The organism is Chryseobacterium barbadense, assembly GCF_042849955.1.
Classification (GTDB): domain Bacteria; phylum Bacteroidota; class Bacteroidia; order Flavobacteriales; family Weeksellaceae; genus Chryseobacterium.
On the sequence record NZ_BAAFHL010000014.1, the window covers coordinates 1 to 21,305 of the forward strand.

General features: G+C 36.9%; 22 protein-coding genes. 16 read left to right on the top strand and 6 right to left on the bottom strand.

Annotated features, from left to right (window positions below; genetic code table 11):
* Together ACGHIN_RS07825 and ACGHIN_RS07830 are read right to left on the bottom strand one after the other, a co-directional pair.
* Positions 1 to 1,825, bottom strand: a 1,825-nt coding sequence (locus ACGHIN_RS07825; RefSeq protein ID WP_390452330.1) for a TonB-dependent receptor, incomplete at its 3' end; no start/stop codon positions are given.
* A 38-nt stretch (positions 1,826 to 1,863) separates the two neighbouring features.
* Complete coding sequence (locus tag ACGHIN_RS07830; protein WP_390452332.1) at positions 1,864 to 2,799, bottom strand: FecR family protein; 936 nt, start codon at positions 2,797 to 2,799, stop codon at positions 1,864 to 1,866.
* A gap of 258 nt (positions 2,800 to 3,057) precedes the next feature.
* Between ACGHIN_RS07830 and ACGHIN_RS07835 the strand changes: the two genes are divergently transcribed.
* On the top strand, positions 3,058 to 3,657 hold the full coding sequence (locus ACGHIN_RS07835; RefSeq protein WP_390452334.1) for an RNA polymerase sigma factor: 600 nt from the start codon (positions 3,058 to 3,060) through the stop codon (positions 3,655 to 3,657).
* A gap of 101 nt (positions 3,658 to 3,758) precedes the next feature.
* Positions 3,759 to 4,457, top strand: coding sequence for a DUF1826 domain-containing protein (locus ACGHIN_RS07840; RefSeq protein ID WP_390452336.1), 699 nt, complete (start codon positions 3,759 to 3,761; stop codon positions 4,455 to 4,457).
* Position 4,458: 1 nt separating this feature from the next.
* Here ACGHIN_RS07840 and mnmE read toward each other — a convergent pair whose 3' ends face one another.
* Positions 4,459 to 5,844, bottom strand: coding sequence for a tRNA uridine-5-carboxymethylaminomethyl(34) synthesis GTPase MnmE (mnmE, locus tag ACGHIN_RS07845; protein ID WP_390452338.1), 1,386 nt, complete (start codon positions 5,842 to 5,844; stop codon positions 4,459 to 4,461).
* A gap of 178 nt (positions 5,845 to 6,022) precedes the next feature.
* Here mnmE and ACGHIN_RS07850 point away from each other — a divergent pair, with 178 nt between their 5' ends.
* On the top strand, positions 6,023 to 6,457 hold the full coding sequence (locus ACGHIN_RS07850; protein ID WP_390452339.1) for a phage tail protein: 435 nt from the start codon (positions 6,023 to 6,025) through the stop codon (positions 6,455 to 6,457).
* 215 nt (positions 6,458 to 6,672) lie between these two features.
* Here ACGHIN_RS07850 and ACGHIN_RS07855 read toward each other — a convergent pair whose 3' ends face one another.
* The gene (locus tag ACGHIN_RS07855) at positions 6,673 to 8,442 is read right to left on the bottom strand and encodes an aminopeptidase P family protein (RefSeq protein ID WP_390452341.1); all 1,770 of its coding nucleotides are present in this window, start codon (positions 8,440 to 8,442) and stop codon (positions 6,673 to 6,675) included.
* 174 nt (positions 8,443 to 8,616) lie between these two features.
* Here ACGHIN_RS07855 and ACGHIN_RS07860 point away from each other — a divergent pair, with 174 nt between their 5' ends.
* From ACGHIN_RS07860 to ACGHIN_RS07890, 7 genes are all read left to right on the top strand, one after another.
* Entirely contained in the window at positions 8,617 to 9,054 is a 438-nt protein-coding gene (locus ACGHIN_RS07860) for a DUF6526 family protein (RefSeq protein WP_390452342.1), read from the top strand.
* 24 nt (positions 9,055 to 9,078) lie between these two features.
* A complete protein-coding gene (locus ACGHIN_RS07865) occupies positions 9,079 to 9,246 on the top strand; it encodes a phosphatidate cytidylyltransferase (protein WP_390452344.1) in 168 nt (55 codons plus the stop codon).
* Between the two features lie 9 nt (positions 9,247 to 9,255).
* Positions 9,256 to 10,362: a DNA topoisomerase IB gene (locus ACGHIN_RS07870; RefSeq protein ID WP_390452345.1), complete on the top strand. Its 1,107-nt coding sequence runs from the start codon at positions 9,256 to 9,258 to the stop codon at positions 10,360 to 10,362.
* Between the two features lie 160 nt (positions 10,363 to 10,522).
* On the top strand, positions 10,523 to 12,148 hold the full coding sequence (pruA, locus tag ACGHIN_RS07875) for an L-glutamate gamma-semialdehyde dehydrogenase (protein WP_390452346.1): 1,626 nt from the start codon (positions 10,523 to 10,525) through the stop codon (positions 12,146 to 12,148).
* A gap of 229 nt (positions 12,149 to 12,377) precedes the next feature.
* The gene (locus tag ACGHIN_RS07880; RefSeq protein WP_390452347.1) at positions 12,378 to 12,527 is read left to right on the top strand and encodes a hypothetical protein; all 150 of its coding nucleotides are present in this window, start codon (positions 12,378 to 12,380) and stop codon (positions 12,525 to 12,527) included.
* 151 nt (positions 12,528 to 12,678) lie between these two features.
* Positions 12,679 to 12,885, top strand: coding sequence for a hypothetical protein (locus ACGHIN_RS07885; RefSeq protein ID WP_390452348.1), 207 nt, complete (start codon positions 12,679 to 12,681; stop codon positions 12,883 to 12,885).
* Between the two features lie 133 nt (positions 12,886 to 13,018).
* On the top strand, positions 13,019 to 14,179 hold the full coding sequence (locus ACGHIN_RS07890) for a thioredoxin family protein (protein ID WP_390452350.1): 1,161 nt from the start codon (positions 13,019 to 13,021) through the stop codon (positions 14,177 to 14,179).
* Positions 14,180 to 14,473: 294 nt separating this feature from the next.
* On the opposite strand, the gene ACGHIN_RS07895 is transcribed toward ACGHIN_RS07890, so the two are convergent.
* Entirely contained in the window at positions 14,474 to 15,496 is a 1,023-nt protein-coding gene (locus ACGHIN_RS07895) for a 3-oxoacyl-ACP synthase III family protein (RefSeq protein WP_390452352.1), read from the bottom strand.
* Positions 15,497 to 15,569: 73 nt separating this feature from the next.
* Here ACGHIN_RS07895 and ACGHIN_RS07900 point away from each other — a divergent pair, with 73 nt between their 5' ends.
* The 4 genes from ACGHIN_RS07900 (at position 15,570) to ACGHIN_RS07915 (ending at position 19,244) form a co-directional block, all read left to right on the top strand.
* The gene (locus ACGHIN_RS07900) at positions 15,570 to 16,469 is read left to right on the top strand and encodes a magnesium transporter CorA family protein (RefSeq protein ID WP_390452353.1); all 900 of its coding nucleotides are present in this window, start codon (positions 15,570 to 15,572) and stop codon (positions 16,467 to 16,469) included.
* A gap of 166 nt (positions 16,470 to 16,635) precedes the next feature.
* Positions 16,636 to 18,222: a patatin-like phospholipase family protein gene (locus ACGHIN_RS07905; protein ID WP_390452355.1), complete on the top strand. Its 1,587-nt coding sequence runs from the start codon at positions 16,636 to 16,638 to the stop codon at positions 18,220 to 18,222.
* A 39-nt stretch (positions 18,223 to 18,261) separates the two neighbouring features.
* Positions 18,262 to 18,759, top strand: coding sequence for a DUF2199 domain-containing protein (locus tag ACGHIN_RS07910; protein WP_390452357.1), 498 nt, complete (start codon positions 18,262 to 18,264; stop codon positions 18,757 to 18,759).
* A gap of 5 nt (positions 18,760 to 18,764) precedes the next feature.
* Positions 18,765 to 19,244 (top strand): hypothetical protein, encoded by a 480-nt coding sequence (locus ACGHIN_RS07915; RefSeq protein WP_390452359.1) that lies wholly within the window; start codon positions 18,765 to 18,767, stop codon positions 19,242 to 19,244.
* Here ACGHIN_RS07915 and ACGHIN_RS07920 read toward each other — a convergent pair.
* Positions 19,241 to 19,795, bottom strand: coding sequence for an NAD(P)H-dependent oxidoreductase (locus ACGHIN_RS07920; protein ID WP_390452361.1), 555 nt, complete (start codon positions 19,793 to 19,795; stop codon positions 19,241 to 19,243). The two genes, ACGHIN_RS07915 and ACGHIN_RS07920, sit on opposite strands and share 4 nt — an antisense overlap.
* An 89-nt stretch (positions 19,796 to 19,884) precedes the next feature.
* Here ACGHIN_RS07920 and ACGHIN_RS07925 point away from each other — a divergent pair, with 89 nt between their 5' ends.
* Both ACGHIN_RS07925 and ACGHIN_RS07930 read left to right on the top strand, forming a co-directional pair.
* Positions 19,885 to 20,259 carry a winged helix-turn-helix transcriptional regulator gene (locus ACGHIN_RS07925; protein ID WP_390452363.1) on the top strand — a complete coding sequence of 125 codons (375 nt, stop codon included), beginning with the start codon at positions 19,885 to 19,887 and terminating at the stop codon, positions 20,257 to 20,259.
* Between the two features lie 581 nt (positions 20,260 to 20,840).
* Complete coding sequence (locus ACGHIN_RS07930; protein ID WP_390452365.1) at positions 20,841 to 21,281, top strand: hypothetical protein; 441 nt, start codon at positions 20,841 to 20,843, stop codon at positions 21,279 to 21,281.
* The last annotated feature ends 24 nt before the right edge of the window (positions 21,282 to 21,305 follow it).

Here is a 21,305-nt window from a genome sequence, read left to right on the forward strand (position 1 = left end):
TTGGGTGCATTGTATAATCTTTGGTATCGGATGACACCCCGGTTCTTGCCGCAAACCAGTCGATATCCATATTCCCTATCTTATGATTTCCCTCCAATTTATTTTGCAAAAGGGTTTGATAAACAGGATAAACAACATTATCCGTATAAGGTCTGTCTAAAGATTTGATCTGCTCCGGATCATTATCCGGAATGATCCCGTTATAAAAATAATTGTAGGATAATTCTGCATTACTTGGCAATCCGCTTCCGCCCGTATATTCATTCCAACCTGTAATTCTGGTAAGGGTATTATCATAAATATGGGTGTATGAATTACGGAAGGAAATCCTGTTTTTGCCTAGCTGTAACCCAAAATTCAACATTCCTGCAAGGGTAGAATTATAGGTATAGGAAGCGCCTTTATTTTTGAAGTTATAAAAATTAACAGGGGCAGCTCCAGTGGTCTGCCAATTGTTGACAAGTTCCGTTGTATCCAGCCAGTTTCCTCTTCCTGTATGGTCTATTTCCAGCTTATTCTGTTCATTTCTTATGATAATGGCACCTGCAAAGCCCCATTTATTGTTGTTCTTAAAACGATAGGTTCTTCCTAATGCCAGTTGTATATTAGAGCCTAAATCTGCCTTAGTTGCATACGTTGTAAAATTATCATTCACAAATCTCTTGGATTGCTCAAAAAACAAAGGGTTGGTCCAGCTCAATGCCTGAAGCCCTTTGGGAAAATCTCTTGTTCCGTCATCATATCCGAAATAGTCATATTTTCCTCGTTCCCGGGTCAGGAATTCTTTAAATGTCGACTGATCATTATAGGATGTTCCCACACTTACCGTTGTAAAGTTTTCGTTAGGGATATCTTTTGTTTTTACTTCTACATATCCGCCTGCAAAACTGGCATTCATATCGGGAGTAGCCGTTTTACTCACAATGACGCTTTCTACCATAGCCGTAGGAATGATATCGAAAGAGAAATTCTGATTGTACGCTTCGGTACTGGGAAGATTGATCCCATCCATCGCTGCAGTGTTCCAACGTTCTCCCATAGACCGCACTACTACATATTTATTGTCTATGGTGGTAACTCCTGTCACTCTCTTTAGCGTTCCGCCCAGATCGTTATCCGGGGTTTTGGATATCTGTTCGGCCGAGATCCCGTCACTCATTTGTGCCGCTTTTTTCTGCTGCGTCAGTAAGCCCGCCTGGGTATCTGCTTTACGAACTCCTGTAATAACAACCTCCTTAATATCGGCTATTTTATCCTGAACCGGTTTCAAAGCAAAAGAAACATTATTGGTTTCATTACCGGTGACCGGTAATTTTTCTACCCGTAAAGTACTATACTTTTCAGCTCTTACGGTAAGGGTATATATTCCGGTAGGCAAAGTGATGATAAAATCCCCGTTATTATCCGTAACGGTTGTTTGTTTTGCGGTGCTAATTTCAGCTCCAATCACCGGATTTCCCACCTCATCAACAATTTTCCCTGAAATCTTGCCATTCCCAGATGCGGAAACAGCTGTACCGTCATATTTTATTGAAATAAGATCCCCACGCAGGCGGAAAATTACAGGAAGTCCGTTGGTAATATCTTTCAGGCAATTGTTTACCGAAATATTTTCGCATTTTACAGACGTTACTTTGAGATCTTTAATATCTGCTTTCGAATAAGCCAGCCTCATTCCTCTTTTTCCCGCAAAATCCTCCAAAACCTCGATTAACGGTTTATTCGCGGGGGCGGAAAATGATACTTTCTGTACCAATTCCTGCGCTTCCACTGTTATCGTAAAAAATATCGCTGCTACTGTAAGACCACATTTCAAGCTTTTCATATCTTCCCTTCTAATTTATTTTGGATAACTTTTTGAGTTTATTTTTTCAATATGTATGTTTGATCATCTTTCTGTACTTCCAGACCCAGGATAAAAGCCAATGCTTCCATATTTTCATCAGCACTTCCGCCTGTAAAATCTGCTGTAATTTTTTTCCCGGCCGTATCTTTAGGATACAGGATCTTTATTTCATAGCTTTTCTGTAGAACTTCGGCAACTTCTTTTAAGGCAACATCATTAAAGCTTAAAGACAACAATTCAGGCATCTTTTTTCCGGATTTTTTAGTGAATGTGATTACGGCAGCAGTTCGGGCCAGTCCGAAATTCGTCCAGGTCTGATTGGGTTTCAGGTAAGAAACAGGAGTTCCCGCTGAAGTTACGGCTACTTTACCTTCATAAAGATCGACCGCTTTATTGGCCCCCGACTGTGAAATTTTAAAAACAGTTCCCAATACTTTTGTACTGAAACCTTCGGCCCGTACAATAAAAGGATGGATTTTAGATTTTGCCACTGAGAAAACAGCATCTCCTTTTAAATCCACAATACGAGTTTCTGCAGGAAAGGACTTTTCCACCGTAAGTTCTGCTCCGGGTAATAATGTTACTACAGAACCATCTGCCAAATGAATATTCCTGTTTCCGGATACAGCAGTGTAAACATCAGGTTTGAAAAACGTATGATAAGTAAGCAGACTTCCTAATGAAATAAGTAACAGGATAACAGCGGCAATTTGATAAATGGTAAAGCCCAGAAATCGGTTATTTTGTATGGTTTGGACAAAATAAGGTTCCAGAGCCTGTAAAACCCTTTCTTTGGATTCTTTTCTATGTGTTTGGTCCACCTCTTTTTCTATATGGATTCTCCATTCTTCCAACACCTGGTTTTCTTTTGGGGATATTTTTTCACCGGAAGTTTCTCTTTGCCAAAGTTTGAAGACAAAAGCTTCGATCTGCTTATATTTTATACTTTTCATTGTCAGTTCACAAATGCTACTATCTATAAGACTGTGAAAATGAAAAACTTCCCTGCGCTTCAGTTAATGTTCTATTCATATTAAAACCCTTTCACGGTTATTTTCAACCAGATAGAGTGACTTATTAACATTATGATCTCATTTTCATGAAAATTTTTCAGAAATAATTAACCTTATCCCGGCTAAAGTTCACAAAAAGTTAATTTAGCTTTAAGTAATTTTGCGGTACCAATCATGAATTATACAGATCACACATTATTGAAAAAAATAAAATCAGGAGACCGCCCTGCTTTTATGGTATTGTATGAGCGTTACTGGGACAGCCTTTACAGCTTTGTTTTTGCGAGAACGAGGGATAAAGAGATTTCAGAAGAGCTGTTGCAGAATCTTTGGGTAAAAGTTTTAGAGAATACGGATACGATACAGACCGATGAATCGGAAAGTGCGAAAGGCTATCTATTGCGCTATCTTCATTACCGGGTGATTGACTATTACAATACTTCAAAAAAAATATCTGCTACGATAAGTATCGACGAGTTTGATTTTCCGGATCCGGAAATAACGGATACCGAATATTTTGAAATTCTTGAGAACAACGAAATTTCCACTCTACTTACCATGATTGATGAAGTAGTTTCTCAACTTTCCCCTATAGAGCAAAAGGTGTATGATATGAGAATCCGGAAAAATATGTCTGTTCCGGAAACAGCCGAAGCTTTAGGGCTTAGCAATAAAACCGTAAGCAATAAGCTAAGCAAGGCATTGGGAGAAATAAGGGATCAACTGAACCCGGAATATGAATCTTCCAAGAAAATCATCTCTATATTGATGCTTATGGAGCTCATGACCAAGTACTGATTATACTTTCTAATACTTTACATCCATCAACACCTTACTATTCTGACTTATTCAGTATTTTTGCTTAGAATTAGATGAGTAAACACTTTTACTCAAACAATATGAACAACAAGCTTTTTCATACGGATCAAATCAAAATAGTTGACACCTTTTCAGAATTGGTTGACACGCCTTTCCAGGAAAATACTAATGCACTTTGCTGGTACAGAAATCTGGATGGAAATTTTGAAGAAATAGTCTCTCAGCTCTGGCTAAAAGAAAACATTACAGAGGTTTCACCCGAAGATCTTTTATCACTACAATTATCCGAAAAAGGTAAAATTGCAAGGCAAATTATATTAAATGATATAAAATTATTATCAAATTTCGGAGCTTCTCCTTCTCTCAATTTACTTAAATGTTATGAACGGGATGAAGAATTCGATTTCATTTCAACAGATGTGTATTCCTTCCATGTAGATCGTTCCCCCATTGGTACTGATACTTTTTTATGTACTTACCATGGTGCTGCAAGCGACATCATCTCCAATGATCAGGTGGTACAAAAGATTTTGGTTCCTGAAATCCGGGAAAAACTGAAAACATTACACCATGGCCCGGAAGAGGAATTTGAAACATTCTTAAAGGAGAACTACTTTGATCTTCATTATCACCCCAAACCCAATGCAGAACCTGTTAATTTAGGATTGGGACATCTTTGGAGATTAGCAGTGGATCATCCTGAACAAAAAGTGTTGCCTTGTGTACATCGGGCTCCTGTGGAGAAAGATGGGGAGTATAGGCTGTTGTTGATTTGCTAGGTTATTTCCCGATACAAAACTTAGAAAAAATATTCCCCAACACCTCATCATTCGTCACTTCCCCGGAAATTTCTCCTAAATGCTCCAACGCATTACGAAGTTCATACGCCAATAGTTCCGTGGAGATTTGAAACGTAATCGCTTCTTTCACTTTATGAACTGCATCCAAAGACTTTTGCAACGCTTCAAAGTGGCGTTGATTGGTAATAATCACATTATTTTCTTCGGATTTTAGCTGTTCCACATAAGAAGACAATTCATTTTTCAGATCCTGGATATTCTGGTTTTCAACCGCAGAAATTCTGATGAAATCAAAATCAGTAGTAATTGCTTTTCGGAAAATATCTTCTACCGCTTCATATTTTGTTGGAACTACTTCATCGATCTTGGTTGCGCAAATAATCAGCTTCAGATCATCTCTTAGTAAAGACTGGATCATTTCAATATCTTCTGAAAAATCTTCCGTAGCAGCATCTGCCAAATAGACCAGAATATTGGCATTTTCCACCTTTTCTTTGGCTTTTTTAACCCCAATGGCTTCGATTTCATCTGCTGTTTCACGCAATCCTGCGGTATCGATCAGACGGAAAGCATGGCCTTTTATATGCAAAACCTCTTCGATGGTATCTCTCGTAGTTCCTGCAATATTGCTTACAATAGCTCTTTCTTCTTTCAATAAAGCATTGAGTAACGTGGATTTTCCGGCATTCGGTTTTCCGATGATCGCAACGGCGGTTCCGTTTTTGATAGCATTTCCGTATTGGAAACTTTCAATTAATGAATTTAATTTCAACTCAATTTTATTCAATAACTGTGTTAAAGCCATTCTGTCTGCAAACTCTACATCTTCCTCAGCAAAATCAAGCTCCAGTTCGATCAGGGAGACGAAATTCAGGAGATCTGTTCTTAATAACGATATTTCATTGGTAATCCCTCCTTTCAGCTGATTGATGGCTACTTTTCTGGAGGCTTCATTTTCAGAGGCAATCACATCTGCAATAGCTTCTGCCTGAGAGAGGTCTATTCTTCCGTTGATGAAAGCACGAAGCGTAAATTCACCTGCTTTGGCCATTCTCGCCCCGTTTTTGATCAGGGTTTCAAGGATACGCTTTCCAATGTGCGGCGAACCGTGAAAAGCAATCTCCACTGAGTTTTCAGTAGTGAAACTTTTCGGAGCCAGGAAAATGGAAAGCATCACCTCATCAATCGCCTCTTCCCCATCCATGAAATACCCGTAATGGATGGTATGGGATTTTTGTTTCTCCAACTGCTTTGTCGGAAAACTTTTCTGAACTATCGGTAAAGCATCATTTCCCGAAACTCTTATGATTCCCAGAGCTCCTATTCCATTGGCTGTAGCCAGTGCGCAAATGGTATCGTTATTCATACTGCAAAGGTAAGTTTTTTAGCGGCAATTTTTGCAGTGGAAAGTCATACAGATTGTCTATGTGAAAATTATACATTTTAAATTGTAGATGAAAGATTTTCACATTGATCAATCCTCATTTATCAATAAGCAATTATTTAAAAATCAGTATCTTTAAATAAACTAAAAACTGTTAATCATGCCACCAAAAGTTATCAACCGTTACCATTTCCAGGTGGAATGGGGCGGAAACAGAATCGATTTTCTGGAAGTTTCCGGATTAGACATGCATATTGATGTTATTTCCGTAAGAGAAGGAAGCTCCAAACTGGACTCTGAAATGAAAACACCGGGATTATTAAAATTTTCCGATGTCACCTTAAAAAGAACCATTGTAAAGGGAGATAACGATTTTTTCAACTGGATCAGAACGAAATATTTCGGAACTGTGGAAAGACGGGACGTTGTGATCAAATTACTTGACGAACAGCATAATCCTTTAATCATCTGGAAGCTTCAGAACTGCTTTCCTTCCCAATACATAGGACCTGTATTGATCAGCAATGATTCTCAGGTAGCTACGGAAAGTCTTGTGTTAACTCATGAAGGAATGTCCATTGAGAGCATAAAATAAAATCACCTCAGGACTGAGATGATTTTACCGCTTTTGAATTTACTAAGTTATATGAAGTTATGAATGATGTTCTTTTGATAGGACAAAGATAGAGCCTGCCCCACTTCAATATTTCAGGAAAATCCCTAAAGCGATATCCGTAAAAATACGGTAATCTGATAAAAAAATGCCCGGCAACAAATGTTGCCGGGCGTTTTATGTTTATTTTTCATTAATTAAAGCGGGCTTACCAATTGCAGGAACCAATCTTTAACCTCGCCTTCCAGATGAGGACCGATTTTTTCTTCACAAGTTTTATGATAAGCATTTAACCATTCAATTTCTTTTTCTGAAAGGATCTCCTTCACAATCGTGTCCTTAAAGAACGGACAGAACGTTAATGTTTCAAATTCATAGAACGTTCCGAATGGTGTTTTTTCCGATTCTTTTACGGCGATCAGGTTTTCATGACGGATTCCGTATTCTCCTTCTACATAAAAGCCCGGTTCATTGGAACATACCATTCCCGGAAGCAGTTCCTGCGGATTCATATCTTTTCTGATGTTCTGCGGGCCTTCATGAACATTCATAAAGCTTCCTACTCCGTGTCCGGTTCCATGATTATAATCTTTTCCTTCCATCCAAAGAGGAAGTCTTGCGATAGCATCCAGTTGTACTCCTTTCGTTCCTCTTGGGAATTTTACCATTGATAAACGGATCATTCCCTGCAACACTAAAGTTGAGTTTCTTTTAAATTCTTCGGAAACCGCTCCTAAAGCCAACGTTCTGGTAATATCTGTAGTTCCTTCAAGATACTGACCTCCTGAATCTACCAGGATACTTGCATCATTAGTGACTTCTTTGCTTCCTTCGCTTTTTGCAGAATAATGCATGATCGCTCCATTATCCTTATATCCTACAATACTTCCGAAACTTTCTCCAACAAAATTTTCTCCTTCTGCACGGAAACCTCTCAATTTCTCTCCGATGGAATATTCATTCATGGCCTCTTTTCCCGCTTGATGAGTCAGCCAATAAAGGAATTTCACCATCGCTACTCCGTCCCTCACCATTACTTTTCTGAATCCTTCCAATTCAGCTTCGTTTTTCTGTGCCTTCATCAGATTTCCCGGAACAGGAGCTTTGATAAATTGATTATCGGCTTTTAACGTTTCAAAAATTAATTGATTGCTATTCGGAGAAACCAATACTTTTTCATTTTTGAAGGTTTTCAAATGATTGAAAAACTCTTCATACGGCATCATTTTTACAAATGAATCATCCAGCTGTTTTCTTGCCTCTACTTCCAGTTTTTCCAGATCAGTAAATAAGATCGCATCATTTTTAGTAATGATGATATAGCCTAAAAATACAGGATTACTTTCCACATCACTTCCGCGTAAATTCAACGTCCAGGCTACATCATCCAGGCTTGAAATGATATGAACCGTAGCTTCCTGATCTTCCATTTTCTGGCGGATCGCTGCAATTTTATCATTTACTGATTTCCCTGCTCTTTCTACAGGATGTACGAATATCGGGTTCTTGGATGGAGCTCCTCTCTCTTTCCATACCTCCTTTAAAAGAGGAAGATCCACTAACGTTATATTTTTTGAGTTCAATTTTTGGGAAAGTAGTTCCCAGTTGGCATTGGATGCTGCTAAAGCATTGACTGCTACTTTTCCACCTGCCGGAATTTCAGAAATGATCCAGTCGATATAGTTAGGGGTGCCTTCAATTCCGTCTTTGAAAAGATCGATTCCGGAACCTTCCAGTTCAATAGCTGCCTGGGTGAAGTATCTCCCGTCTGTCCAAAGCCCGGCTTTGTCTTTGGTAACTACCACAAACCCTGCAGAACCTAAAAATCCTGACAACCATGCTCTTTCCTGCCATTCTTCCGGCAGGTATTCGCTCATATGCGGATCGGCTGAATATACTATAAATGCATCAACATTATTTTTCTGCATTTCTTCGCGAAGTGCAGCTACTTTTTCCTTTGAAGTCATTTTCTAATTTTTAAACACCGAAAGTTACAAAAAATTTAACCGCAAAACCTAAAGCTCAGTTAAATGATAATTTTTTAAGACATATTTGAAAATCTATATTGTTTTCAACCATAAAAACAGTAATTATTATTAATAATATAAGGTTTTGGAAAGATTATTGCTATATCTCATTATATGAAAAAGCAGAATTATAAAAATCATAGAAAATATTATCCGCCACATCATTTTATTTATCTTCCTTTATTGATTTTGCTCGAAGCTCTGGGCATTTACAATATCTGGAATGATCCTGAGAATAAACTGGTCTGGATTTTATTTTCCATTGTTATGTTCCTGCTTTTTTATCTGGCCATTATGGTCAGACAGCATTATGCATTGGGTATTCAGAACCGTATTGTTATCCTTGAATTCAGGCAGCGGTATTTTGAGATTTTCAATAAAAGATCGGACGGCATTGTTGAGAAATTAAGCTTCAGCCAGATTGCCGCTTTAAGATTTGCTGAAGACGAAGAGTTTAAAGAACTTTTGTATAAAGCACTTCATGAAAGCATTTCAGGAGATGAGATCAAAAGATCTATTACAATCTGGAGGCCTGATCATCAAAGAGTGTAATACTAATCGCCAAATACAAATATCATGAAAAAGTTAAATTTTTACGGTTTTACTATATTCAGTTTATTACTATTAACCAGTTGTGAGGCAGTGGAGACCATTTTTGAGGCCGGAATGTGGTGGGGAATACTTTTAGTCTGTGCCGTTGTAGTCATTATTTTTCTCATCTTTTCGAAGGGTAGAAACTCTTAACCATATCTTATGGAGAAGAACACAGAACTGGAAATCATTTCCCACCTGAAGCCTTCAAAAATCGTCAAAATCATGAATGATCCGGAAGCTTCTGCAAAGGCAGTACATCTTGTATATACTACCGATGCAGAAACCGCCGGTATCACAAGGAAGAAAACAGGAAAAAAATACTCTTATTATAAAGACGGAGAAAAGATCAGGAATAAAGACGAAATATCCCGGATCAATAAGCTGGTTATTCCTCCCGCATGGGAAAACGTGTGGATATGCGCTTTGGACAATGGCCATCTTCAGGCTACAGGACTGGATGCTAAAAAAAGAAAGCAATACCGTTATCATCCGTTATGGAGCGCTTTAAGAAACCATACGAAATTTTACCGGATGCTTCAGTTTGGATATGCTTTACCTCAAATGCGTTTGCAAATTGAAAAAGATCTGGCCCTGAGGAATTTCGAAAAAAGAAAAATCCTTGCCCTCATTGTAAGCCTGATGCAACGGACGAATATCCGCATCGGGAATAATGCCTATGAAAAATTATATGGTTCCTTTGGATTAACTACTCTTAAGGATAAGCACGTAAAAATCAACGGACAGAAAATCACCTTTTCCTTTAAAGGGAAGAAAGGTATTATGCATAACGTCGATTTAAGGAGCCGCCGATTATCGAGATTGGTACAAAAGTGTAAAGATATCCCCGGAAAAGAGCTTTTCCAGTATTATGATGATGAAGGAAACCGCCATTCCATAGATTCGGGAATGGTGAATGAATATATCAAAGAGATCAGCGGGGAAGACTTTACGGCTAAAGATTTCAGAACATGGTCCGGAACCGTGAGCGCATTAATTGCTTTTAAAGAAATTGGTTACGCCGAAAATAATACTCAATATAAAAAGAAGGTGAAAGAGGCTTTAGACATTGTAGCTTCTCACCTCGGCAATACTGTTGCTGTGTGCAAAAAGTATTACGTGCATCCTTTAGTTATTAATCTTTACGAAAACAACACCATTAAAAAGTACCTTGATGAGCTGGAAGATATTGAAGCCAATGATGACAAGGCGGATCTTACCCAAGAGGAAAAACTGGTCCTCAAAATATTAGAAAATGAAAAGATGTAATGGTATACTGTCAATAAGTGAAGGGTCAAGTTATTTCATAGTCAATTTCTTATCTGATTTAAAAATTCACTATTCACTTGCGAAGTAAAATTAACCATTGACATCAAATAAATGTCGTAAATTTGTATCATTCGCAAATTAAAAAATAATACAACATAATATGTCAAAAGCAATTTCGCAAGTACCATTAGCAGTCAACGAACCAGTAAATTCTTATGCACCGGGTTCCCCGGAAGTTAAAAGCCTTATCGCTACCTACAAGAAAATGTGGGCCGAAAAAACGGAAATCCCAATGGTGATCAACGGAAAGGAAGTAAGAACGGATGATAAAGTTCAGCTTCAGTCTCCTCAGGATCATGCGCATGATTTCGGATTCTACCACAGAGGGACCATGCAGCATGTAGATGACGCCATCAATGCAGCATTGGCCGCAAAAAAAGAATGGAATGAGCTGGGTTGGGAACAACGTGCCGCTATTTTCTTAAAGGCAGCTGATCTTTTAGCAGGTCCGTACAGAGATGTAATCAATGCAGCGACTATGATCGGGCAGTCTAAAAATGTACATCAGGCTGAAATTGATTCTGCTTGTGAATTCATTGATTTCTTACGATTCAATGTAGAGTTTATGACGGAAATGTATTCTGAGCAACCGGTTTCTGATAATGGAATCTGGAATCGTGTGGAATACAGACCGCTTGAAGGATTTTGCTTTGCGGTAACTCCTTTTAACTTTACAGCGATTTCAGGAAACCTTCCTACTTGTATGGCAATGTTAGGAAACGTAGTGGTTTGGAAACCTTCAGATAAGCAAATCTATTCTGCTAAAGTTATTATGGATGTTTTAACGGAAGCAGGTCTTCCTGCCGGAGTGATCAATATGATCTTCACAGACGGAAAGGAAACAGCTGAAAAAGTATTGGCACATCCTGATTTTGCAGGATTACATTTCACCGGTTCTACAAGAGTATTCCAGGGAATGTGGAAAATGATCGGAGATAATATCCATAACTATAGAACATATCCGAGAATTGTTGGAGAAACAGGTGGAAAAGATTTCGTAATCGCTCACCCTTCATCTAATGTAGAGGCTGTAGCCACTGCTTTAGTAAGAGGTGCTTTCGAATATCAGGGACAAAAATGTTCTGCGGCTTCAAGAGCTTATATTCCTAAATCTCTTTGGGCAGATGTGAAAAAAGTAATGGAAACTCAGTTAAATTCCATCAAGATCGGTTCTCCGGAAGACCCGTCCAATTTCATCAATGCTGTCATCGATAAGAATTCATTTGAAAAATGTAAAGGCTATATTGAAAGAGCCAATATGTCCAGCGAAGCCAACGTAGTGATTGGTGGAAAATGTGATGACTCTAAAGGATGGTTTGTCCACCCGACTGTGATCGAAACGACCAATCCGCATTACGAAAGTATGGTGGAAGAAATCTTCGGGCCTATTTTGTCCATCTATGTATATGAAGATATGGATTGGAAAGAAACATTGAAACTGGTAGATTCCACTTCTCCATATTCATTAACGGGTTCTGTTTTCGCACAAGACCGTTATGCCATCAATGAAGCTTTCAAAGCGTTGGAAAATGCTTCAGGGAACTTCTACATTAATGACAAACCAACCGGTGCTGTTGTAGGGCAACAACCTTTCGGTGGAGGAAGAGCTTCAGGAACCAATGATAAAGCTGGTTCTAAAATGAACTTGCTAAGATGGACTTCAGTAAGAAGCATCAAAGAAACTTTTGTTTCTCCTAAGGATTATAGATATCCGTATTTAGGATAAGTAATCCATAATAAGTAATAATATAGGCTCCGGAAAATTCCGGAGCTTTTTATTTAACAAACTTTAAATCAATTTATTTTTTTTTAATATGCCGAAAGTTTTCTTCGGAATAATTATTGGACTTTCCTTACCACACCAAACACCTAAAATAAATAATATGAAAAAGTTAATGTTAGCAGCCCTTGGGTTAGGATTACTCGCAGTAAGTTGTGGAACCAAAGAATCCTCTATGTCATCAAGTAGTACCGATTCGACAGCAGTAGACAATACGAGACAAAATGTATCGCCTGCTACGACAGATACAATGACTACGAAAATGACCAATCCTGACAGTATTAAGATTAAGATGGATTCTGCAGCCACAACACCTGTTAAATAAATACAATATGTTTAACGTAAAATGGAAAATCCACAGATGAAAGCTCTGTGGATTTTTTGAGTGTATTGCTAACTGTTCAGGTTTAACAAACATCTTTTACCTTTATCCGATAATCATTATATTTGATTATACGAACATTAAAATAATTACTATGAAAAAACTATGGATGGGAGCAGTCCTGGGCTTACTATTTTTAGGAAGCTGTGCTCAGAACAAAGAAAAAAGAGAAGAATTTAAAGAAAGTCGTAATAAAGACTCTATGAGAAATACGATGGGAGATACGGCGGTTGCGCATTCAGAACCTGTACCTGTAACTCCTTCTGATACGATAAAAATCGACAGTACAAAAACAAAGTAAATGACTAAAACCCGCAGTTCAGCTGCGGTTTTTTTTGCTCTTTAAAAAACATGGACATTCTGTAACTATTTTCACTGCAGAACGACTTATGTGTTTACATAATTATTACATTTGTAGCCAATAAAAAAGTATTATGAAAAAATTAACCATATTTTCTTCTCTGTTTATCGGTGCTTTTGCCTTTGCACAGGGAATTCAGTTTGAAGACAGCAATTTCGCTACTATTTTAGCCAAAGCGAAAAAAGAAAATAAACTTGTATTTATTGATGCTTATGCTTCATGGTGCGGACCTTGTAAGCTGATGGTAAAAAATATTTTTCCGCTTAAATCCGTAGGCGATTATTATAACAGCCATTTCATCAATGCCAAAATTGATATGGAAAAAGGAGAAGGAATTGATATTGCCAAGAAATACAATGTAAAAGCCTTCCCTACTTATCTATTCATTAACGGAAATGGCGAGGAAGTACACAGAACTTTAGGGTATGTGGAGGAAAATGATTTCATCCAATTCGCAAAAGATGCGGAAGATCCTAATAAAAGACTAACTGCTTTAAAACAAAAGTTCGAAAAAGGAGAAAAAGATCCTGAATTTTTAAAAAATCTTGCCGGATTAACCATCTATAATGATGCTGAATTTGCCGGAAAAGTGTTGGACCGCTATTTCAAGGCTAAAGCAGAGCTGAATCAGGAAGATATTCAGATGCTGCTTTCCGCAACACAAAGTACAGAGAGCCCTTTATATAAGATATTTCAGGAAAAGAAAGCAGAGATCACTAAAATTTTACCTGCAGATAAATATGAAAAGTTCGATAAGAACATTAAACTAAATACAGTTATTAAAAAGTCGTATAATACCGATGCCAAAACCTGGAATGACAACTATTTCATGACTGAAACTCAGAAATTCTTAAGTAAAGAAGAAGCAGCAAAAATTCTGACAAAAGCAAAATCGAATAGAGCTTTAAAGGAGAAGGATTTTGCAACGTATGAAAAGCTGGCTTTAGAAACTTATAAAGATTATTCCGCTGCAAGTTCTGACGAACTGAATTCTGTCGCCTGGAATTTCTTTGAAAATGTTAACGACAAAACTTCTTTGGAAAAAGCGGTAGCCTGGGCGCAGGAATCTGTAAAGAAAAATCAGAATTATGCCAATACAGATACTCTAGCCAATCTTTATAATAAAGTTGGTGATAAAAAGAATGCTAAACTTTGGGCAGAGAAATCCATTGAGCTGGCGAAAAGTACCGGACAGGATTATTCAGACACTGAAAAGCTATTGAAAAGCCTTTAATAAAAAATCGCCAGTTTTTAACCGGCGATTTTTTATTAATAATTGAACCACAAAAGGCACAAAAGCTTTAACACATTAGTTTTTAAGTTTTATTATAGCATTGCTAATAAGACCACATTTTTTTATTGAAAATCTTTGATTTTCAACTTACGTGAACTTTAAACAAATATTACTTTTAAACTTAAGCTACTAAAGTGTTTTAAATAATTCTTCATAAAGCTTTTGTGGTTCAATGAAAAAAGTCCGCAGAAATCTGCAGACTTTTATATGATAGCAATTTGCTTCTTAATTCGATTAATATTCAAATAAAACACTCCCCCATGTAAACCCGCTTCCAAATGCCGAAAGCAAGACCAGGTCACCTCTTTTGATCTTTCCTTCTTCAATCGCCTCACTTAAAGCAATCGGAATAGAAGCTGCTGTTGTATTTCCGTACTTTTGGATGTTGTTGTGAATCTTTTCATCCGGCAATCCAAATTTTTGCTGTACGAACTGGGCAATTCTTAAATTCGCCTGATGCGGAATGAACATATCCAGATCTTCAATCGTTTTTCCAGCTTTATTCAGGGCTTCCATCATGGTTTCAGGAAATCTTGTTACCGCATGTTTGAAGACGAAGTTTCCGTTCATGATCGGATATACTTCTTTGTTCGTTACGTTTTCAGGTTCTTTTCTCATTCTGTCGCTCCAGCCGAATTTGGAACCCGGAAACTGTGTACACAATTCATCAGCATATTTCCCTTCGGAATGCATATTCACTGCTAAAATATCTCCTGCATTTTCATCTTCTGTAGCGGAAAGAACAATGGCTCCTGCTCCATCACCAAAGATTACGGAAACTCCCCTTCCTTCATCAGAGAAATCCAGTCCGAAAGAATGAATCTCCGCTCCCACTACCAAAATATTTTTATAAGTCCCGGATTTAATGAAAGCATTCGCCACGCTCACGGCATATACAAACCCTGAGCACTGGTTTCTTACATCCAAAGCTCCGATAGTATCACAACCTAACATATCCTGTAGCAAAACGCCGCATCCCGGAAAATAATAATCCGGAGAAAGGGTAGCAAAAATAATATAGTCGATATCCTTAGCTGTTAACCCGGCTTTTTCAAGGGCCTTTTCTGAGGCTTTGAATCCTAAATAAGCACTGGTTTCCTGGGAATCATTCCTGTTTTTTCTATGTCTTCTTTCTTTAATTCCTGTTCTTTCGGTGATCCATTCATCATTTGTAGTCATTAATTTTGCTAGATCATCATTCGTTACAACATTATCCGGAACATAAAATCCGATTCCTTTTATTGTACTTTTAATCATATAGTTTTTTAATTTTGGCAAAGATAAAACTTATTTAACACATAGTTTTTCAAAATATTAGTATTTTTACTTTATGCCAATTAATACGATATACAGAGATTCCCAATGTGAATGGGTAGACGTGGAGGCTCCTACGGTGGAAGACCTGAAATTTCTTCATGAAAGATATGAGATCAACAATCTTCTTCTGGAAGACACTTTGGATCCGAATCACCTTCCCAAGTATGAAGAGGACGGAAATGTAAAATTCTTCCTGTTACGTGAAAGCACCGAGCTCGAAAGAAAGAACCTCAATACCATCAGCGATATCAGCACCAAAATCGGGATTTTCCTTCTTAATCATACGATTATTACGATTCACAGGATGAAAACCAAAAGCATCACTGAAACCAAAAACCAGCTTTCCGGAACAGATATGGAAGCCTCTCCGGAAAAAGTTGCCTTAATGATCGCTTTACTGGTAATGAAGAGTTTTGATGATGAATCAGTAAGCCTCATGGAAACGATGGATAATATTGAAAATGAGATTTTCCTTAAAAATACCAATCACACCAACCAGATCAGGCGTTTATATAAGCTGAAAAGAAAATCTGGTTTGAATTCAAGAGTCCTTACGATTTCCACTGATGCGATCGATAAATTTAGACTACTTGGATTACAGGACTCCGAAGTATTCGACTTAAAAGATAAGCACAAAGATGTGGTGGCCGATTTTGATCATCTGAATCTGCAGATCACCAACCTTATTTCCATGTTTCTGGCATTGTCTGACCAAAAAGCCAACCAGGTCATGAAAGTTTTGGCCATCTACTCCGTTTATTTTTTACCGATAACGTTTATTGCCGGATTATATGGAATGAATTTCGACAATATGCCAGAGCTTCATCATAAGAACGGATATTATTTCACCTTGGGTTTAATGGCACTCATTGTGATTATTACATTTATTTATGCGAGAAGGAAACAATGGTGATTTTACGTACTCATTAGGGTAAAAACACCCATGTTTTGAAAATAAATTACCTTTAATTTTATAGTATAAAACGAATGAGTCAACAGTAGCAAATATATTATGTTAAGTAAAAATTAAACTTCACCGGATATAATTCGCTGCAAAACCAACAAACACTATATGACCTATGAAAACCGAAGCATTAAACACTGTTCTGGAAGAGAAATTCCTCTCTAAAGGATCTAAAGACAAACTCGTTGCTTTGCATGAGAATATTTCATCCAAAGAGTTTTCAGACCTTTTGGATGCGGAAGGTAACCAATATGTAGAGTTTGTACAGGAAGGTGGCGGAGTCTGGGGAAGCGCGCTCGTCGGCTACCTATATGGTCTGGAAATTTTCGGGATCCGTTTTCTGAAAATTGCGGGAACCAGTGCGGGAGCAATCAATACCATGCTGATTGCGGCATGCCGAACCAAAGAAGAAGCGAAAAGCGATGTGATCAAGGACATTCTATTCAATTGGGATTTTTCAGATTTCATGGATGGGAAACCTTATGTAAAAACCATCATTCATGCCATGCTGAATAATAAGAATTTTCTGAAAATCAATGGTATTATTGCTGCCGTAATCATGATCATTCTTCTTATTATTCCTTTTGCGACTCCTTCCGAAACCTCGTTGCGTACAAAGCTGCTTTTTCTTATCCCTTTAATTCCTGTCTTCATTACTTTTTTGTGTGCCAAAAAATTTTATAATGATTTTAAAAGGCAGAACAGCGGGCTCAATCCGGGAAATGTATTTCTTAACCAAATGACGGATGTAATGAAAGGCTTCGGAATCAAAACCGTAGCTGAGCTCAATGAAAAATTTGTTCAGAAAGAGCAGAAGCTTAACCTCAATTACCGGTATGGAAATGGAATGGAATATTATGCAATAGCATTAAACGGCATTGAGGAAATTAAAGTGAATAATCTGGAACATATTGATCTTACCCGGTATAAAATTTTTTATGAAAGTGCCGTAAACAATGATTATTATAAGAACAATCCTTTTTATCAGTTAAAGTCGGAATATATTGTCATCACCACAGACATCAATGCGAAGGTAAAAGTGGAATTGCCAACTATGGCCAACTTATATTGGTCTGAAGAGGAATTAAAAAAAATAAGTCCTGCAGAGTTTGTGCGTGCCTCCATGTCGGTTCCTTTTTTCTTTGAACCTTTTCAAAAAATGATCGACAAAACCGATGATTCTGTAAAGTATGCCTGGAAATTCTGGATGAACACGAAACCGGAAGATATCAATCCCGTGGGTGTATTCATAGATGGCGGAAGTATATCTAACTTCCCTATCGATCTTTTCCATTCCAGTGACATTTTCTTCCCAAGAATGCCCTTATTCGGAGTACAGCTGACCAGTGATTCCGATATTCTTTCCGAGAAAGGAAAAACAAGCGAAGAACTTTTAAAAACACCATTTTCTTTTGCCGGGAATATTATCGGAACATTAAAAGGTTTCAACGACAAAACATTTCTTACCAAACATACTTTTTATCATCTTTTCAGTATTCAAACTGTAAATTGCGGAACCAGCAACTGGTTGAATTTCTTCATGAAAAAAGATGAAAAAGAAGAGCTTTTCAACCGTGGTTTCCAGGCAGCTCTTGATTTTCTCAATAATTTTGACTGGGAACGCTATAAATGTGAAAGAATGATGCTTTCCATGAAGGAGAAAAAGATTCTGAAGGAAGAGGATACGAAAACGGTGGGATAAAGAAAAAATGAGTATTTTAGAATACTTTAAAATTCAAGTATGAAATTTACCTGTAAATGTTGTGGAAAAGAACATAATGAGTGGCCTGCAATTGTCTACTCATCGCCTTCCCATTATTTGAATTTAACTGATGAACAGTTGGAATACGCAGAGCTGACATCAGATCTCTGTATCATTGAATACCCTGAACAAACAGATAGATTCATACGCGTAGTCCTTATACAGGAAGTCATTGAGAATTGCCAGAACCTTGACTATGGAGTTTGGGTTACATTGAGTGAAAAAAATTTTAATGAATATATAGAAAACTATAATAACGAAGGGTTTGAAGCTACCTATTCCGGATGGTTTTCTAATTATTTACCAGATTATAAATCAACTATCAATATTCCCACCAAAATAATTGTAAACAATAGCATTGGTCGACCTCTGATTTACCCATATGAGGATTATGACCACCAATTTGTAGATGATTTTTATAATGGAATCACCAAAGAAGAAGCTGAAAGAAGAATAAATACGGTTTTAAAAATGTGATTACAATGAACTGGGTAATCAGAAGTACAAAAATTGTAAAATTTCATACTAATCTAGCTGAAACTTTAAAACCCATTTGGGAGTGGCTAACTGAATACGATTGGATATTAACTGATCTGGATTTTATATCTGATGATATAGTTCCAATTCATTTTGACCAGGATATTTTCGTTTTAAATAGAGAACAGTTTGAAGTTCTTTTTAATTCCCGAACTCAAATTATCTGGGGCATTATTTTAGCAGTCCCTAAAAATATTAATCCAGATTTAAATTTGCTTTTAAGATTATCTTCAGAAGATATAGATGTTTGGAAAAGTAATCAATTTTTATTTGAAAAATCTTATCTGGAAATCGTTGCTTTTGATAGTGGTTATACCATTATCAAATTCAAAGAAGAAAAACTTTCCCATAAATTTAAAGAATATTTTCAGGAAGAAGCTATAGATTTAGAACAATTTAACAAGAAATATCTTCGTCAGAACTAACCATCAGATGATTTTTTGATATTCACCCCCTCAAGAAAATCCAGATACATCGGAACACTTCTTTCAATCCATTCTTCGGAAGCGTTCCGTTCGATATCGTAGTAAACGAAATTTCCTTTGTAGTCTGCTTTGATGTAATCAAAAGTAAGCTCAAAAGGAGTGGTAAGCTCTTTCATCGTGTATTTATATTTCCCGGATGCACTGTACCCTTCCTCATCAATTCCTGCAGTGATCGCTAAAGCGATTTTCTTTCCTCCCATCTTATAACCGCTTTTGCTTCCGTAAGCCCAACCGTATAAAAGCACTTCATCGAACCATTTCTTCAAAAGTGGCGGACTGCTGAACCAGTAAAAAGGAAACTGAAATACAATGGTATCGTATGATTCTATTAATTGCTGTTCCTTTACCACATCTATAATTCCATCAGGATACACCTGATATAATTGATGAATAGTATACTTGTCAGGGGATTTTTCCAATTCGTTCATCCATCTTTTATTGATCACAGAGTTCTTAATGTCAGGGTGAATGATGATAACTAATGTTTTCATTATGAAATTTCTTTTTACAAAAATAATAGTTGTAACTTACCCTATCAACAGTAGATACCAATTGTAGGGTACTATAAAAAATGTAAGTAATGACTAAAATAAAGGAAACCTCCACCCATTTTGCCAACAAAAAAGCGCTTGCCGATGAGTGCCCTGAAGTATATGCCTCCAATATTATCGGCGGACAGTGGTCTCTGGCAATTTGTTGTTATCTCATCAACGGAAGACTGAGATTCGGCGAGTTGAGAAAAAAACTTCCGAATATTACAGAACGCATGCTTACTCTTCAGCTTCGTAAGCTGGAAGACCATAAAATCATCACCAGAACCGTATATGCGGAAGTTCCGCCTCGTGTTGAGTATGAGCTTACTCCTATCGGATATAAATTACAATCGATTATTGAAGAACTTGAAAAGTGGGGAAAGGAACATCAGAAAATCAATACAATTGAAATTTCACACTAAATTCCTAAATGAGCATATTTCCAGAAGATTTTTTATTTCAACATTGACGCGCTGAATAAAAAAGTAAGGATACACCTCACCAACAATTCATAATAATTTCAACGGCTTTATGAGAGGAACTTCCATTATACTGGAACGTTCACGAGATTGTTATTTTTTGATGGTAAGGAGTTTTCCTGTGACGACTATATCTTTTTTAGTGGACTCTTCCGGTCTGCCCCATTTCTGGTGTTAATATCCGTTAAAATTTAATTTTAACATCCGGCTTACATAATAAGTTGCGTAATATTTAGTTAATATAAAAATCAAACAGAGAAATTTTCAATCATAACATGATATTATTAATTTAAAACTATAATTAATTCACAATTAATAGATATTTACACATTTTAAAATCCATATTAAATTAAAATTTATGAAAAACAGCTTTACTTAAACGCACAAAACCGCAAAGCAGGATTAGCTTGCACAGAACATTGTAGAAGATCTGCCCATACTGAAGTTCCGGCTTTCAGCTATGAATACACCGTATCATTTTAAACATTTCAAACCACACAAAAATACTAAACTACTCAGACCCAATGAAAAAGAACAACAGGAATACTGTGATCAGAAAAAATATAGTTTCCGTTTCAGTAGCCATCTTGCTTTATATGCTTTTGTCCGTATTTTTTATTATAGAATTCAATAATCTGTACAGCCAGATATTCATGCTTCTATTATTGGCATTACTTGTTTTTGTCGCTATTACAGTAAAATTTTCCTATTTGAAACTGAATATTTCTCCGGAGAATTTATCGATCAGGGAACAGGCTATTCTCAAGCATACTATGATGACCCCTGTAAAATTCCTGGATATTCCTTATGATGATATCAATGATTTTAAAATCAAAAATAATACCCTGAGTATTCATATTAAAAATTCGGATGAGGAATCCAGACTTAATTTTTCCATGCATTGCTTCTCACATCATGAAAAAAGAAAAATAGCGGAATTGTTATCCGAAAAAATATTTAAATAAATAGACTTATTTGACATAATTGAT

Excerpts from the sequence above, each read along its gene's own strand:
- ACGHIN_RS07895 (WP_390452352.1), bottom strand. The coding sequence starts at position 15,496 with ATGATTAAAAGTACAATAAAAGGAATCGGATTTTATGTTCCGGATAAT.
- ACGHIN_RS07850 (WP_390452339.1), top strand. The coding sequence starts at position 6,023 with ATGCCACCAAAAGTTATCAACCGTTACCATTTCCAGGTGGAATGGGGC.
- ACGHIN_RS07890 (WP_390452350.1), top strand. The coding sequence starts at position 13,019 with ATGAAAAAATTAACCATATTTTCTTCTCTGTTTATCGGTGCTTTTGCC.
- pruA (WP_390452346.1), top strand. The coding sequence starts at position 10,523 with ATGTCAAAAGCAATTTCGCAAGTACCATTAGCAGTCAACGAACCAGTA.
- ACGHIN_RS07915 (WP_390452359.1), top strand. The coding sequence starts at position 18,765 with ATGAACTGGGTAATCAGAAGTACAAAAATTGTAAAATTTCATACTAAT.
- ACGHIN_RS07910 (WP_390452357.1), top strand. The coding sequence starts at position 18,262 with ATGAAATTTACCTGTAAATGTTGTGGAAAAGAACATAATGAGTGGCCT.
- ACGHIN_RS07885 (WP_390452348.1), top strand. The coding sequence starts at position 12,679 with ATGAAAAAACTATGGATGGGAGCAGTCCTGGGCTTACTATTTTTAGGA.
- ACGHIN_RS07840 (WP_390452336.1), top strand. The coding sequence starts at position 3,759 with ATGAACAACAAGCTTTTTCATACGGATCAAATCAAAATAGTTGACACC.
- ACGHIN_RS07830 (WP_390452332.1), bottom strand. The coding sequence starts at position 2,799 with ATGAAAAGTATAAAATATAAGCAGATCGAAGCTTTTGTCTTCAAACTT.
- mnmE (WP_390452338.1), bottom strand. The coding sequence starts at position 5,844 with ATGAATAACGATACCATTTGCGCACTGGCTACAGCCAATGGAATAGGA.
- ACGHIN_RS07925 (WP_390452363.1), top strand. The coding sequence starts at position 19,885 with ATGACTAAAATAAAGGAAACCTCCACCCATTTTGCCAACAAAAAAGCG.
- ACGHIN_RS07855 (WP_390452341.1), bottom strand. The coding sequence starts at position 8,442 with ATGACTTCAAAGGAAAAAGTAGCTGCACTTCGCGAAGAAATGCAGAAA.
- ACGHIN_RS07900 (WP_390452353.1), top strand. The coding sequence starts at position 15,570 with ATGCCAATTAATACGATATACAGAGATTCCCAATGTGAATGGGTAGAC.
- ACGHIN_RS07865 (WP_390452344.1), top strand. The coding sequence starts at position 9,079 with ATGAAAAAGTTAAATTTTTACGGTTTTACTATATTCAGTTTATTACTA.
- ACGHIN_RS07920 (WP_390452361.1), bottom strand. The coding sequence starts at position 19,795 with ATGAAAACATTAGTTATCATCATTCACCCTGACATTAAGAACTCTGTG.
- ACGHIN_RS07860 (WP_390452342.1), top strand. The coding sequence starts at position 8,617 with ATGAAAAAGCAGAATTATAAAAATCATAGAAAATATTATCCGCCACAT.
- ACGHIN_RS07905 (WP_390452355.1), top strand. The coding sequence starts at position 16,636 with ATGAAAACCGAAGCATTAAACACTGTTCTGGAAGAGAAATTCCTCTCT.
- ACGHIN_RS07930 (WP_390452365.1), top strand. The coding sequence starts at position 20,841 with ATGAAAAAGAACAACAGGAATACTGTGATCAGAAAAAATATAGTTTCC.
- ACGHIN_RS07870 (WP_390452345.1), top strand. The coding sequence starts at position 9,256 with ATGGAGAAGAACACAGAACTGGAAATCATTTCCCACCTGAAGCCTTCA.
- ACGHIN_RS07880 (WP_390452347.1), top strand. The coding sequence starts at position 12,378 with ATGTCATCAAGTAGTACCGATTCGACAGCAGTAGACAATACGAGACAA.